Raw genomic sequence first — 13,674 nt, 5'->3', positions numbered from 1 at the left:
CCGAAACGGCGGCACCGAAGGCCCGAGGCGTCATGATAAACCGTGACGAGAGGCCCGGTGAAACGGGCCTCTCTGAAGGATGAGCAGAGCGGGCGGGACCGAAATCCCGCCCGGCGGCATCAGCCGCCTTTCTGGTCGTAGGCGGTGCCCCAACCCCAAGCACCAGAGCCAAAGCCGCGCGACACCACGCGTTCGCGGTAGATGGAAGACACCACATCACCGTCTCCGGCCAGCAACGCCTTGGTCGAACACATCTCGGCGCAGATCGGCAGTTTGCCCTCTGCAATCCGGTTGCGACCGTATTTGGCGAACTCAGCCGACGAATGCGTCTCTTCCGGGCCACCGGCGCAGAAGGTACATTTGTCCATCTTGCCGCGAGAGCCAAAGTTGCCCGCCTGCGGGAACTGCGGCGCGCCAAAGGGGCACGCATAAAAGCAGTAGCCGCAGCCGATGCACAGGTCCTTGGAGTGCAAGACCACGCCTTCTTCGGACTGGTAGAAGCAATCCACCGGACAGACGGCCATACAGGGCGCATCTGAACAGTGCATGCAGGCCACCGAGATCGAGCGTTCACCCGGGCTGCCGTCCTGGATGGTCACCACGCGACGGCGGTTGATCCCCCAAGGCACCTCATGTTCGTTCTTGCACGCTGTAACGCAGGCGTTGCATTCGATGCATCGTTCGGCGTCACAGAGAAATTTAGATCTAGCCATATCAGTTTCTCCTTACGCCACTGTGATCTTGCACAGGGTGGCCTTGGTTTCCTGCATCTGTGTGACCGAGTCGTAGCCATAGGTCTGGGCCACGTTGGTCGATTCCCCCAAGACATAGGGATCGGCGCCATCCGGGTATTTGGACCGTAGATCCTGCCCCTGATAATGTCCGCCAAAGTGGAAGGGCATAAATGCGACGCCTGCCCCAACCCGTTCGGTGACCATGGCCATAACCTTGACCTTGCCGCCTTCCGGGCCTTCGACCCAGACATCCGCGCCGTCCCGAACACCCAGATCGTTGGCATCGCGGGTGTTGATCTCGACGAACATGTCTTGCTGAAGCTCGGCCAACCATGGGTTGGACCGTGATTCATCACCGCCGCCCTCATATTCGACCAGGCGACCAGAGGTCAGGATGATCGGATAGTCCTGGCTGAAATCCTGCTTCTGGATCGACGCATACATCGTCGGAACCCGCCAGAAGTGACGATCTTCGTAGGTTGCGTAATCCGGCAACAGGTCACGACGGTTGGTATACAGCGGCTCGCGGTGGATGGGCACGGGATCGGGGAAAGTCCAGACCACGGCCCGCGCCTTGGCGTTGCCAAAGGGCGCACAGCCATGGGCAATCGCGACCCGCTGGATGCCGCCCGTCAGGTCGGTTTTCCAGTTCACGCCGCCGATCTTGTCCTGCCAGTCCGACGGATAGGGCCCGGTTTGGGACTGTTCGCCCACTTCCTCGCCTTCTCCGGTCAGCTTCCCTTCGATATCGCGGTAACCTGCGACATACTCGATAGAGCGGCGTTCCTCGTCCGTCAGGTCGCCATCCCAGCCCAGGTCAATCAGCATCTGCATGGTGAATTCAGGATAACCGTCCTGAATTTCCGACCCGACGGAATAGACGCCATCTGCCAGCAGGTTGTCGCCATTCCGTTCAACGCCGAAACGCGCGCGGAAGGTCAGGCCGCCTTCGGCCACTGGCAGGGACATGTCGTACAGGTTGGCTGTCCCCGGATGGTTCATTTCCGGCGTGCCCCAGCAAGGCCACGGCAGACCGTAGAAATCGCCATCTGCCGGGCCGCCCACGGCACGCAGCGTTGTCCGGTCGAACGTGTGCTGGTTGGCCATGTGCAACTTGAGCCGTTCCGGCGACTGGCCGGTATAGCCCACGGTCCACATGCCCCGGTTAAACTCGCGCGTCAGATCCTCGATGTTGGGCTCATCGTCGGCGTCCATCGCGATGTTGCGGAACAGTTTGTCCGCAAAGCCGAACTTCTTGGCGAACTTCGCCATGATGATGTGATCCGGCAGGCTTTCGAACAGCGGGTCGACCACCTTTTCGCGCCATTGCAGCGACCGGTTCGACGCCGTGACAGAGCCACGCGTTTCGAACTGGGTGGTCGCCGGCAGCAGATAGACGCCATCGGTGCGGTCATGCAGGATCGCCGAAACCGTCGGATAGGGGTCAACCACGACCAGCATATCCAAGTCTTCCATGGCCTTTTTCATCTCGACCATACGGGTCTGAGAGTTCGGCGCATGGCCCCACAACACCATCGCGCGGGTGTTGTCCGGCTGGTCAAGGTTTTCCTTGGCCTCCAGCACACCATCGATCCAGCGGCTGACCGGAATGCCGGTCAGGTTCATCATGGCCTTTTCCTTGCCATCCTTGCCGGTGGTGGTGTCAAAGCGCCCCTTGAGCCAGTCCAGATCTTCTTCCCAGACGCGCGCCCAATGGGCCCACGATCCGGCAGAGAGGCCGTAATAGCCCGGCAAGGTATCAGCCAGAACACCAAGGTCCGTGGCACCCTGCACGTTGTCGTGGCCGCGGAAGATGTTGGTGCCGCCGCCTGCAGTGCCCATATTCCCCAGCGCAAGCTGCAGGATACAATAGGCGCGGGTGTTGTTGTTGCCGTTGGAGTGCTGCGTGCCACCCATGCACCAGATCACCGTACCCGGACGGTTGTTGGCAAGGGTCAGCGCAACGCGACGCAACTGCGATCCGGGCGTGCCGGTGACGCGTTCGACCTCTTCGGGCGTCCACTTGGCCACTTCTTCGCGGATCTGGTCCATGCCCCAGACACGGGTGCGGATGAACTCCTTGTCCTCCCACCCGTTCTCGAAGATGTGCCAGAGGATGCCCCAGACCAGCGCCACGTCCGTACCCGGCCGGAACCGCACATATTCATCGGCATGGGCCGCCGTGCGGGTAAAGCGCGGATCGCAGACGATCAGCGGCGCGTTGTTCTGCTCCTTGGCCTTCAGCAGGTGCAACAGCGAGACGGGATGCGCCTCTGCCGGGTTGCCGCCGATGATGAAAATGGCCTTGGATTTGTGGATGTCGTTGTAGCTGTTGGTCATGGCGCCGTAGCCCCATGTATTCGCAACACCCGCAACGGTGGTCGAATGGCAGATCCGCGCCTGATGGTCGACGTTGTTCGTGCCCCAATAGGCGGCGAACTTGCGGAACAGATACGCCTGTTCGTTGTTGTGTTTGGCAGAGCCCAGCCAATAGACACTGTCCGGTCCGCTCTCTTCGCGGATCTGCATCATGCCATCGCCGATCTCGTCGATCGCCTGCTCCCAAGAGATACGGACCCATTCGCCGTTCTCTTTTTTCATCGGGTACTTCAGGCGGCGCTCGCCATGGGCGTGCTCGCGCACGGCAGCGCCTTTGGCGCAATGAGCACCAAGGTTGAACGGGCTGTCCCAGCCGGGTTCCTGCCCGACCCAGACGCCATCGCTGACCTCGGCCACGACCGTACAGCCGACCGAGCAGTGCGTGCAGACGGATTTCTTCAGCTCCACCGCGCCCAGGGCGGCGGCGCTTGCGGCGCTGGCCTGCTGGACGGTGCCGCCGGTCGCGGCGATGGCGGCAATGCCGCCGATGGCCAGACCCGAGCCGCGCAGAAAGGCGCGGCGGTCAACCGAGGCGTTGGCGGCCTCGGACAGGATCGAAGTCCGCTGGGGGCGTCGCGCAACCCCGTTGGTCTTTTTCCTAAGCATGTTTCTCTCTCCCTAACGCGCGTTGCCCATTGGATCAGTGCCCGGGGCGCAGCTTGCTTGGCTATGACAGTGGCCTTGGCAGTCGGGCGTCACGCAACCAGTCGCCGTTGGCCGTGGAGCGTCGTCCGGGCAGATGCCGGGCGAAGCGGGACGCGCTGATCAGAAGCGCGCAGTCTCGTAAAACGCGCGGGTGTGCGCGGTGTCCTGCATCTTCTCCGATGTCAGGTCAGGCTCCGCCGGGCCGGCCTCGGCCACGGTGCCACTGGCGAGGGCGACAGCGGCCGCAGGGGCCGAAACGCTTGCCAGCTTGAGGAAATTCCGGCGCGAGGCCGTGGTCTCCTGGGTCATGAAAGGTACTCCTTTTAATGGTCTCTCATGGGTTCCGGCAGGTCTCTGCCGCTCGAAAAGGGCATGCGCCCCGGTTCAAAGTGTCATGTGCCGCTCATCCGAAAGGCCTCGGCCTCGATCAACATGAACAGCCGTCCGACGGTGCCGAAGGGCGTATAGAAAACCGAATTCTTGGCACCTTCGAGGTCGCCAAAGAAATGCGCGGCCCAAGGGCCGATGTGTTTGTTGAAAAAGGCGCGCTGCACCTCGATCGCTGCCGGCGGACCAAAACGGCCGACAATCATCGCGCCCATCATTTCCATCAGGCTGGCGATATTGTCCTCTGGCTCGAACACCGTGTCGGCCCGTTCAAGCCCCAGTCGCGTCATGTCCTGCCGCAGCAGCGCCAGCGGTTTTTCGTTGAGAAAGCCCGTCAGGTAATACGAGGCATAGGGCAGCAATTCGCCCCGCCCCAGCCCGATGAACAGCTTGTTGTACTCGGAGGTGACAGCCTTGGGTTTGGAGACCTTGGCCAGCTTGGCCAGGGTGCCGATGGCCCGCCCCATTTCGGTGTCGTCCCCGCTGAGCCCCGCCGTCTGGGCCAGCAACATGTCGTCCGGCGGACCGGACAGCATCAGGCCAAGGTAGTTGTACAGGTCGGCGCGCAGGCGATCTTCGTCGGCGATGTGGGGGGCCTGGGCGGTTTGGGCGGTTTGGGTCATCTGGTCCTTGTCCGTCATGTGGCGGTCTCGAAACGAAAGCGCATCCGGCGCGGGGTTTGCGCGGAGGCGGCGTCTACGTCTTCGGCCAGATCGGTTTTCCCCGGATCAACGTCCGCGGCGGCCTGGGTGTGAGTATCTGCGATTGGGTCGGCCTCAGGCACATCGTCGCCTCCGGCCTGATCCGGGGCCTCGGCGCTGTCGGCCTCCTTGGCCTCGGCCTTGGCCAAAGCGGCAGCCTCGGCCTCGGCCGCCTCTACCGCCTTGTCGAACATGCCTTTGCCGACCTTATAAAGCGTCTGAAGGTTTTCCACGACCACGGCTGCGTCGGTGTAGTCCTCACCGTAATCCACCAGCCCATCGACATTGGCCAGCACCGGGTTCAGCCGCCACATCCGGCGCAGTGCGCGAGTTTTCAACCGTTGCGGCACAGCGGCTTTGAGCAGTTTCTGAACCTGTTCGGTGCTCACCATCTCCTCGGGCGCGGGCAGGTCTAGGTCGGCCAGTATCTCTTCGTCCGGGCGCTGTTCGAGCTTGGCATCCTCAGCGGCCCGCGCCTCAACCTCGGCGGCCTGCACTTCGGCAGCCTCTGCCTTGGCCACTTGCGCGCGGCGGCGCGACCAGAAATCCCCCGATGTCGCGCTCATTGCAAACGCCTCCGCTGCAGGGCCGGTGAGGCATAGACATCCTCAAGCGAGCCGATGCGCGGATCGCCGATGCCGTCCTGAGTCAGATCGACCCGTTTCTTGTCGCGCTTGCGTTTGATGAAAACCTCTTCGTGATGGAACTCTTCGACGAACTCCGCCACCCAAGCAAAGAAGGCCGGCGTCATCGGCACCTTTTCGATGATTTCCTCACCGCTGTCGGCATAGTCCTGAGCCTCATACGGCGAGGCCGTGACGGTCAGGGCCCGCAACGGGAAATCGCCCGCCCCCTCCTGGCGCAGGATGATGTAGACGCTGGGTGTCTGGGCGCAGAGTTCATGCAGGTAGGCCTCTGTTTCGGCACCATGCAATTCCAGCTCCAGCGTCGCGGCGTGGTATTCCACCGTATCGCCCTCACGCCGCAGTTCACGCCAGTCGGCCGCACCGGCACCCGGCAAGATGGCAGAGGCGGTCCAGACCCATTTGGCCCAACGGGTCACACCGGGCGCGCGCCGCAGCACGATCCCAAGCGGAATAGTCCGATACGCATTCGGATTGTGGATCACAGTCGTCCTCCCCAACCTGAGTAAGCGCCACAACCCCCGCAAAGGAAAAGCGAAATCCCGCCATCCACCATTTTCGGAGGCGGTTTTGGACATTTTGGGCAGCCCGGACAAGGTCGCCGGGCGTCTCCGGTCGAATTGTCCAACCCGACATTTTCACTAAGGAAGCGAGTGCTGCGGAACAGCACGAATCAGCCGCGCCGCAGCAACTCGGGAACAGACGGGACGGGGCGCGGTCCGCGACCGATAAACGGTTGTGGCGGGGATCGAATCATGGCTAGGCTCTGGCCGGGTGAGGTAAATTCGGACCCGTCAAGCGGGCTCTGAACGAGGGGAAGAACAATGGTCAAGTCATTGATAACATGCGACTGCCAGGGCACGATGACACTGGACACAGAGGCGCTCTCCCGCACCACCGGGCTAAAGGTCCGCCGCCCCTGTTCCGCGCTCTGCACCACCCAGATCGACCGCGCCGCGGCGGCGCTCGAAGGGAGCGACACAATTTTTTGTTGCACCCAGGAATCGCGGGTCTTTGAAGGCCTGGCAGAGGAATTGGGCGTGTCGCCCCCCCCGGTGCTGGACCTGCGGGACCGGGCCGGTTGGACCGCTGACACCGGGTCAACAGTACCCAAAATGTCCGCCCTGATCGCCGAAGCGCTGCTGCCCGCCGCCCCGGACCGGACGCTGGACGTGATTTCAGAGGGCCTGTGCCTGATCATCGGCGCGCCAGAGGTGGCGCTGCCCGCCGCAGACCAACTGGCCCCGCATCTGGGGGTCACGGTGCTGTTGCCGGAGGGCGCAGACCTGCCGGACACACGCGCCTATGACGTTGTAACCGGTCGTTTGCGGCAGGCCAGTGGTGCGCTGGGGCAGTTTACCGTTGTGATCGACGCGCTGCGCCAGATCGAGCCGGGCGGGCGCGGCGGGTTCACGCTGTCAGAACCGCGCGACGGCGGCGGGTCGGACTGCGACATCCTGCTGGACCTGCGCGGTGCGACACCGTTGTTTCCGGCGCATGAAAAGCGTGAGGGCTATCTGCGCGCCGACCCCGGTCATGCGCCCGCCGTGGCGGCGTCGGTTCTGGCCGCCTCGCATCTGGTCGGCACCTTTGAGAAACCTCTTTATGTCCGGACAGAGGCGCTGCTCTGCGCCCATTCGCGGGCCGGCCAGACCGGCTGTACCCGCTGTCTGGACCTGTGCCCGACGGGGGCGATCACCCCGGACGGCGACCACGTCACCGTCGATCCTATGATCTGCGCAGGCTGCGGGGCCTGTTCGGCGGTCTGCCCCTCTGGCGCGATCAGCTATGACGCGCCGCCTGTGGATCTGACCATGCGCCGGGCGCAGACCTTGGCCAAGGCCTTCCTTGACGCGGGCGGCGCAGCACCGCGCCTGTTGGTGCATGACGCCCACGGGGCTGAGATGATCCGCCTGGCGTCACGGCACGGTCGCGGCTTGCCCGCTGACGTTGTGCCGCTGGAATTGCCCGCGCTTGGGGCCTTTGGCCATGCCGAGGCGGTGGCCGCCCTTGCCGCCGGGTTTGCCTCTGTCACCCTGCTGCCCGGGCCGGGCACCGACCGCGCTGCGCTGGCCCCTCAGGTCGCGCTGGCCACCGCCATTGCCGGTGAGGCCCGTGTGGGAATCCTTGACACGCCAGACCCAGAGGCCATGAGCGACGCGCTCTATGATGCCGTGGCCCCGGCCCCCGTCCCCGATCCCGTCCGCCCGCTAGGCACCCGGCGGCAGATCACCCGGCAGGCCGCCCGTGCGCTGCACGCGGACGCCACCGTCCTGCCGCTGCCAGAAGGCGCGCCCTATGGGGCGGTGCTGGTCGATACCGATGCCTGCACCCTGTGCCTGTCCTGCGTGTCGCTCTGCCCGTCGGGGGCCTTGGGCGACAACCCGGACAAGCCGCAATTGCGCTTTCAAGAGGACGCCTGCCTGCAATGCGGCATCTGCGCGACCATCTGCCCGGAAAAGGCCATCACGCTGGAGCCGCGCCTTGACCTCAGCGACGCGGCCCTGCGCCAAGAGGTGCTGAACGAGGAAGAGCCCTTTGCCTGCGTCGAATGCGGATCACTGTTCGGATCGAAATCCGCCATTGACCGGATCACCGAAAAGCTGTCCGGCCATGCGATGTTCCAGAGCCCGGAAAAGCTGCGGATGATCCAGATGTGTGACGACTGCCGGGTGAAATCGCAGATGAACGCCCAGGACAATCCCTTTGCCGGCGCCGAACGGCCGCGCCCCCGCACCACCGATGACTACCTGTCAAAGCGCCGGGATCACTGATGGATCAGCGGCGCCCCCAGATCGGCGGCCTGCAAGGCGGCGACATAGGCGACAATCGCGTCGACCTCTTCGACCGTAAGTTCGACCGGGGCGATGGGCGATGGCCGGTTCTTGGGAAACGGCAGCGTCAGCCCCTCGACCACGGTAAAGGCAGGGTGCGGGTTCAGCGTGTAAAAGGCATAGAACCGTTCATCCCAGTCGCTCAGCGTGCGCAGGACCATGAAACTGGGAGTAGAGTCGATGCCAAAGCCGCGCGTCGCCTCGTCGATCACATGGCAGCGGGTACATTTGGCGCGGCTGACCTTGTGCCCCAGCTTGGCGTCGCCCTCATAGGTCACGACAACCGCGACATCGGCGGCGTCGGGGGGCGGGCCGAACAGCGCCGCGCCATCGGGGGCAAAGCTGGCCACGGTGTTGGCGCCAACCTCGGATCCCAGCCAGTCCGCGAAACGCGCGGTCCCGGCGTGGTCCCCTTGAACCTGCAGGTGCCAGATGGCATCCAGCCCGGCAAACAGCGGCACGCCCGTGTCCCCCAGCGCGATATCAGCCGCCGCCGGGTCGTCGACCAGGTCGACACGCACCCGCGTCTTGAGCGTGAAGCGCGGCAGGATATGTTTGATCAGACCGCTGTCGACCAATGCGGGCGGCGCGTGCAGGCGCACGGGGCGGTTTTCCTGCGCGGCAAGGGGCATCGGAACAATGGACAGGCACAACGCCAGTCCGCGGATGGTATAGGCAACACCGGGGCTCATGGGGATATGCTAGGCCCCTGTCCCTTGGTGCGTCAAATGAAACAGGAGAATTGAAAAGATGAGCGACGATTTCAACATGTCGATGCGCAAGTTCCTCAAACAGGTCGGCGTGACCTCGCAGCAGGCCATCGAAGAGGCGATGCGCAACGCCGATACCGGCGGCAAGGCGTTCCCCGTCAAGGCCGTCATCACCATCCCCGAACTGGGCCTGAGCCATGAGGTCACGGGCGAGATCAAGGGGCAGGAATGACCGACGTGGCATTGGGACGCGAGGCCGTCCTGGAGGTACTCAAAGGCATCACCGACCCGGTAGCGGGCAGCGACATCGTTGCCAGCGGCGTGATGCGGGCGCTGAACGTCGAGGGCGGCACGGTGCGCTTTGTGATGGAAATCGCGCCGCAGCACGCCAAGGCCTATGAGGCGGTCAAGGCCGAGGCAGAGACCAAACTGCGCGCCCTGACGGGTGTGGACAAGGTCGCCATCGTGCTGACCGGCCACGCGGAAAAGGCCCCGCCGCCGGATCTGGGCCTGAAGAAAAAGGCCGACCCGACCGGCCCGCAAAGGATCCCCGGCGTCGACCACATCATCGCCATTGCCAGCGGCAAGGGCGGCGTGGGCAAATCCACCGTGTCGTCCAACCTTGCCTGTGCGCTGGCCGCGCAGGGGCGGCGCGTGGGACTGTTGGATGCGGATGTCTACGGACCGTCACAGCCCCGCATGCTGGGCGTCTCTGGCCGCCCTGCCTCGCCCGATGGCAAGACCATCCTGCCGTTGCGCAACCACGGCGTCACCATGATGTCGATCGGCCTGATGACCAATGAGGATCAGGCGGTGGTCTGGCGCGGTCCGATGCTGATGGGCGCGTTGCAGCAGATGATGAATCAGGTGCAATGGGGCGCGCTGGACGTGCTGATCGTCGATCTGCCGCCCGGCACCGGCGACGTGCAGATGACCCTGTCGCAAAAATTCCAGATCGACGGCGCGGTGGTGGTCAGTACGCCGCAGGACGTGGCGTTGTTGGACGCGCGCAAGGGGATCGACATGTTCAACCAGCTCAAGGTGCCGATCCTTGGTATGGTGGAAAACATGAGCACGCATATCTGTTCCAACTGCGGCCATGAGGAACATGTCTTTGGCCACGGCGGTGTCGCCGCAGAGGCGGCCAAACTAGGCGTGCCCCTGCTGGCCGAGGTGCCGCTGGACCTGCAAATCCGGCTGGCCTCGGATGGCGGGGCGCCCATCGTGGCCAGCCAGCCTGACAGTGCACAGGCGCAGGCATTCCATGCCATCGCACAGGCGCTGGTCGCCCGGGGCGTGGCATGAGCCTGTCGCCGGAACCGCTGACCTTTCCTCCCGCCATGAGCGGCGAAGAGGTCGGCGGTGATCCGTTCGACGGCGCGGTGATGCGCGCGGTTCGGGGCTGCGACGCGGGGCTGGTGTGTTACCGCACCGCCGCGGACCGCATGGGTGCGGCGCTGGTCTTTGCGCCCGAAGTACCGCTGGCGCAGGCGATGGCGATGCTGCCGCTCTGCGGTGTCGGGTTCCAGAACGCCCTTGGCGCGCTGGCCCCGCCCGAGGTGGCGGTGCATCTGGCCTGGGCGGGCGGCATTCTGATCAACGGCGCCTCCTGCGGGGCCTTCCGCGTATGCGCGGCAACGCAGGATCCCACCGCCGTACCCGACTGGCTGGTGGTGGGCTTTGACCTGCCGTTGATCCTGTCGGCGGTGCCCGGCGACGTCCCCGACCAGACCGCGCTCTATGAAGAAGGCTGCGCCGATGTCGATTCCGGCAGGCTGGTGGAATCCTGGGCGCGGCACGCGCTGAACTGGATCGCCCGCTGGGAGGAGGAAGGCACCAAACCGCTGCATGCGGAATGGCGTGGTCTGGCCCATGGCATGGGGGAGACCGTGGTGCAGGATGGCCGCCCCGGCACCTTTCTGGGCGTGGATGAGGATTTTGGAATGTTGCTGCGCGACACGGAAACCACCCATCTGATCCCCTTGACCTCACTGCTGGAGGAGGCCCCATGAAACTGGCCCGCGCGATCCACTTTGACGAAAGCGACATGAATGTCTTTGCCAGCCCCGCACGCACCGGCGAATGGTGTGTCTCCGGCGGGTTCGAGTTCTCCAACTGGACCGAAGGAGACCTGAGCGGCAAGGCGCGGCAGGCCTTTGCCAATGGCTGGTTCGGGTTGGAAACCGGCGGGCGGGTGACCTTTGTCGCCGTGACTTCGGTGGAACCCGCAGAGGTGGACGCCCTGACCACCCTGCTGGCGCAGCATTTCGTGACCTACTACGGCGCCCCCTCGGTCGAGGCGGCGCGCCCCGTGGCCGCCGATGAAATCGCCCATATGGCCGACTTGTGCGAGGATCACGACGCCAACACCCTGCTCACCGTCGCGCGGGAACTGACCCCGTCGGGTGTCCGAGAGGCGTTCCGCACGATCGAGGCGCAGGCCGCCGGACTGGACCAGTTTGCCATCCATGGATCGCTCGACGACTGATCGCCCCCGGCGTGCGCCTTGGCGCGCGTCCTCGGTACGCCTGCGCCTGCTTGTTCTGGCGCTGGCCCCCCTGACAGTGCTGATGCCGCTGTTGCTGATCCTGGGAATGACACGCTGGACCAGCGATTACGACGCGCTGCTGATCGCCAATGTGGATTCAGACCTGCGCATCGCGGAACAGTATCTTGCCCGCATCATGACGACGACGGGGGATGAGCTGACCGGCGTCGCCGAAAGCGCCGAATTCGCCCGCGTGCTGGCCGACAACGGGGTCGCGCTGACCAGCTACCTTGCCGAAAAACGCGAGGCGCTGGCGCTGGACTTCCTCTACTACCTGCCAGAGGAAGAGACCATTGGCGCGCCTTCACGCTGGCCGGTGATCGTCGCCGGACTGAACGGCCAACCGGCGACGGAAATCGACATCTTTTCAGGCGCAGAACTGGCCGCCTTTCCCGGCCAACTGGACCTGCGCGCCCGCATCCCCCTGATCGAGACAGAGGCCGCCGTCCCCACCAACCGCACCATCGAGGATCGCGGCATGGTGGTCCATTCCGCCGCCCCGGTGGCGCTGGATGGCGGGCAAGGCGTGCTGGTCGGCGGCATCTTGTTGAACCGCAACCTGCAATTCATCGACACGATCAACGCGCTGGTCTACCTCAACCCCGTCACCGGGGGCGAACGTCAGGGCACCGCAACCCTGTTCCTGGAGGACGTGCGCGTCTCGACCAATGTGCGCCTGTTCGAGGATGTGCGCGCCCTGGGCACCCGCGTGTCTGCGGTGGTCCGACAAGCGGTTCTGGACGACGGCACGACCTGGCTCGACCGGGCCTTTGTGGTGAATGACTGGTACATTTCGGGGTATCTGCCGGTGACCGACAGCTTTGGTGAGCGTGTCGGGATGCTCTATGTCGGCTTTCTCGAGGCCCCCTTTGCGGCGGCCAAGCGGCGCGCGGTGTTGTGGATGCTGGCGGCTTTTGTCGGGGTTCTGATCCTGTCGGTGCCGCTGTTCCTGACGCTGGCGCGCGGCATCTTTGCCCCGTTGGAGCGGATCACGCGCACCATGCAACAGGTGGGGGCGGGCGACCTGTCGGCGCGCTACGGCGATGTCGGCGCGCGCGACGAGATCGGACAGGTGGCGGCGCATCTGGATGACCTGCTGGGACAGGTACAGGACCGCGACGCCCGCCTGCGCGCCTGGGGCAATGAACTGAACATGCGGGTCGAGGAACGCACGGCCGAACTGCGAGAGGCCAACGCAAAACTGGAAGAGACTTACCGCCAACTGGTGATGAACGAGAAACTCGCATCGATCGGGGAAATCACCGCCGGTGTGGCGCATGAGATCAACAATCCGGTCGCGGTCATCCAGGGCAATGTGGACGTGATCCGCGAAACGCTGGGCGACAAGGCGGCGGCGGTCAAGACAGAGCTGGACCTTGTTGACCGTCAGGTCGCGCGGATCGACGCGATGGTGGGCAAGCTGCTGCAATTCGCCCGGCCCGGAGAGTTCCACGCCTATGACGACGTCGTGTCGCTGACGCCGCTGGTCGAGGATTGCCTGACGCTGGTCGAACACGTCCTGTCCAAAAGCGCGATCACCGTGGACACCCGGCTGGCGCCCTCGCCCGAGGTGCGCGCCGATCCGGGTGAGATGCAGCAGGTCATCATCAACCTGATCATGAACGCGGCGCAGGCCATGGGGAAAAACGAGGGGCCAAACGGCACGCTGACCCTCAGCCTGTCGGCCGAGACCCGCAATGGCCGGAACGGCACCTGCCTGACCGTTCAGGATAGCGGCCCGGGCCTGCCCGACGGCATGGCAGAGGCGGTGTTTGATCCGTTCTTCACCACCAAACACGGCGAGGGCACCGGGCTTGGCCTGTCGATCTCGCAAACGCTGGTGCAACGCGCCGGTGGGCTGATCACCGCCACCAATGCCCCGGACGGCGGGGCGTGTTTCCGGGTCTGGCTGCCAGCGGCCTAGGTCCAGGCAATCACAGCCCGCAAGACCCAGTCCCGAACGCACCTGTCAGAGAAAGCATCCGCAACCCTGAAATCTGACTGTATTTGTCGGATTGACAATTCCGACTGAAAAAGTCACCTTTGATTCACACCAGCCAGCCCCCTGAGTTCGGGACCAGCCACTCCAAAA

At 64.4% G+C, this 13,674-nt stretch carries 13 protein-coding genes; 6 read left to right on the top strand and 7 right to left on the bottom strand.

Annotated elements, in window-relative coordinates; translation table 11 throughout:
* Window positions 1-119: 119 nt before the first annotated feature.
* From fdh3B to CHB90_RS11570, 6 genes are all read right to left on the bottom strand, one after another.
* Entirely contained in the window at window positions 120-713 is a 594-nt protein-coding gene (gene fdh3B, locus CHB90_RS11595; protein ID WP_089278037.1) for a formate dehydrogenase FDH3 subunit beta, read from the bottom strand.
* 12 nt (window positions 714-725) lie between these two features.
* The gene (locus CHB90_RS11590) at window positions 726-3,719 is read right to left on the bottom strand and encodes a formate dehydrogenase subunit alpha (RefSeq protein ID WP_089278036.1); all 2,994 of its coding nucleotides are present in this window, start codon (window positions 3,717-3,719) and stop codon (window positions 726-728) included.
* Window positions 3,720-3,878: 159 nt separating this feature from the next.
* The gene (locus tag CHB90_RS11585) at window positions 3,879-4,067 is read right to left on the bottom strand and encodes a twin-arginine translocation pathway signal protein (RefSeq protein WP_089278035.1); all 189 of its coding nucleotides are present in this window, start codon (window positions 4,065-4,067) and stop codon (window positions 3,879-3,881) included.
* 83 nt (window positions 4,068-4,150) lie between these two features.
* Window positions 4,151-4,786, bottom strand: a complete 636-nt coding sequence (locus tag CHB90_RS11580) for a TorD/DmsD family molecular chaperone (RefSeq protein ID WP_089278034.1) — start codon at window positions 4,784-4,786, stop codon at window positions 4,151-4,153.
* Window positions 4,783-5,412 (bottom strand): DUF3306 domain-containing protein, encoded by a 630-nt coding sequence (locus CHB90_RS11575; protein WP_089278033.1) that lies wholly within the window; start codon window positions 5,410-5,412, stop codon window positions 4,783-4,785. The genes CHB90_RS11580 and CHB90_RS11575 overlap by 4 nt, the downstream gene beginning before the upstream one ends.
* On the bottom strand, window positions 5,409-5,945 hold the full coding sequence (locus CHB90_RS11570) for a DUF3305 domain-containing protein (RefSeq protein ID WP_245823232.1): 537 nt from the start codon (window positions 5,943-5,945) through the stop codon (window positions 5,409-5,411). Before CHB90_RS11570 ends, CHB90_RS11575 begins: the two co-directional genes overlap by 4 nt.
* Window positions 5,946-6,314: 369 nt before the next feature.
* On the opposite strand from CHB90_RS11570, the gene CHB90_RS11565 reads away from it, so the two are divergent.
* Window positions 6,315-8,264, top strand: coding sequence for a 4Fe-4S binding protein (locus CHB90_RS11565; RefSeq protein ID WP_089278031.1), 1,950 nt, complete (start codon window positions 6,315-6,317; stop codon window positions 8,262-8,264).
* Here the strand turns inward: CHB90_RS11565 and CHB90_RS11560 are convergent.
* Entirely contained in the window at window positions 8,258-9,016 is a 759-nt protein-coding gene (locus CHB90_RS11560; protein WP_089278030.1) for a c-type cytochrome, read from the bottom strand. The genes CHB90_RS11565 and CHB90_RS11560 overlap by 7 nt on opposite strands.
* 58 nt (window positions 9,017-9,074) lie before the next feature.
* On the opposite strand from CHB90_RS11560, the gene CHB90_RS11555 reads away from it, so the two are divergent.
* From CHB90_RS11555 to CHB90_RS11535, 5 genes are read left to right on the top strand one after another with little or no spacing between them, the layout of a single operon-like run.
* Window positions 9,075-9,266, top strand: coding sequence for a DUF6494 family protein (locus tag CHB90_RS11555; RefSeq protein WP_089278029.1), 192 nt, complete (start codon window positions 9,075-9,077; stop codon window positions 9,264-9,266).
* Window positions 9,263-10,339, top strand: coding sequence for an iron-sulfur cluster carrier protein ApbC (gene apbC, locus CHB90_RS11550; RefSeq protein WP_425426618.1), 1,077 nt, complete (start codon window positions 9,263-9,265; stop codon window positions 10,337-10,339). The genes CHB90_RS11555 and apbC overlap by 4 nt, the downstream gene beginning before the upstream one ends.
* Complete coding sequence (locus CHB90_RS11545) at window positions 10,336-11,046, top strand: biotin/lipoate--protein ligase family protein (protein ID WP_089278028.1); 711 nt, start codon at window positions 10,336-10,338, stop codon at window positions 11,044-11,046. The genes apbC and CHB90_RS11545 overlap by 4 nt, the downstream gene beginning before the upstream one ends.
* Window positions 11,043-11,522: a DUF6505 family protein gene (locus CHB90_RS11540; RefSeq protein WP_089278027.1), complete on the top strand. Its 480-nt coding sequence runs from the start codon at window positions 11,043-11,045 to the stop codon at window positions 11,520-11,522. Before CHB90_RS11545 ends, CHB90_RS11540 begins: the two co-directional genes overlap by 4 nt.
* On the top strand, window positions 11,503-13,506 hold the full coding sequence (locus CHB90_RS11535) for a sensor histidine kinase (RefSeq protein WP_089278026.1): 2,004 nt from the start codon (window positions 11,503-11,505) through the stop codon (window positions 13,504-13,506). The genes CHB90_RS11540 and CHB90_RS11535 overlap by 20 nt, the downstream gene beginning before the upstream one ends.
* Window positions 13,507-13,674: the final 168 nt, after the last annotated feature.

Source organism: Antarctobacter heliothermus (assembly GCF_900188425.1).
GTDB lineage: Bacteria > Pseudomonadota > Alphaproteobacteria > Rhodobacterales > Rhodobacteraceae > Antarctobacter > Antarctobacter heliothermus.
The sequence above is the reverse complement of the archived record's forward strand: the minus strand, read 5'-3'. Positions and strand labels throughout refer to the sequence as shown.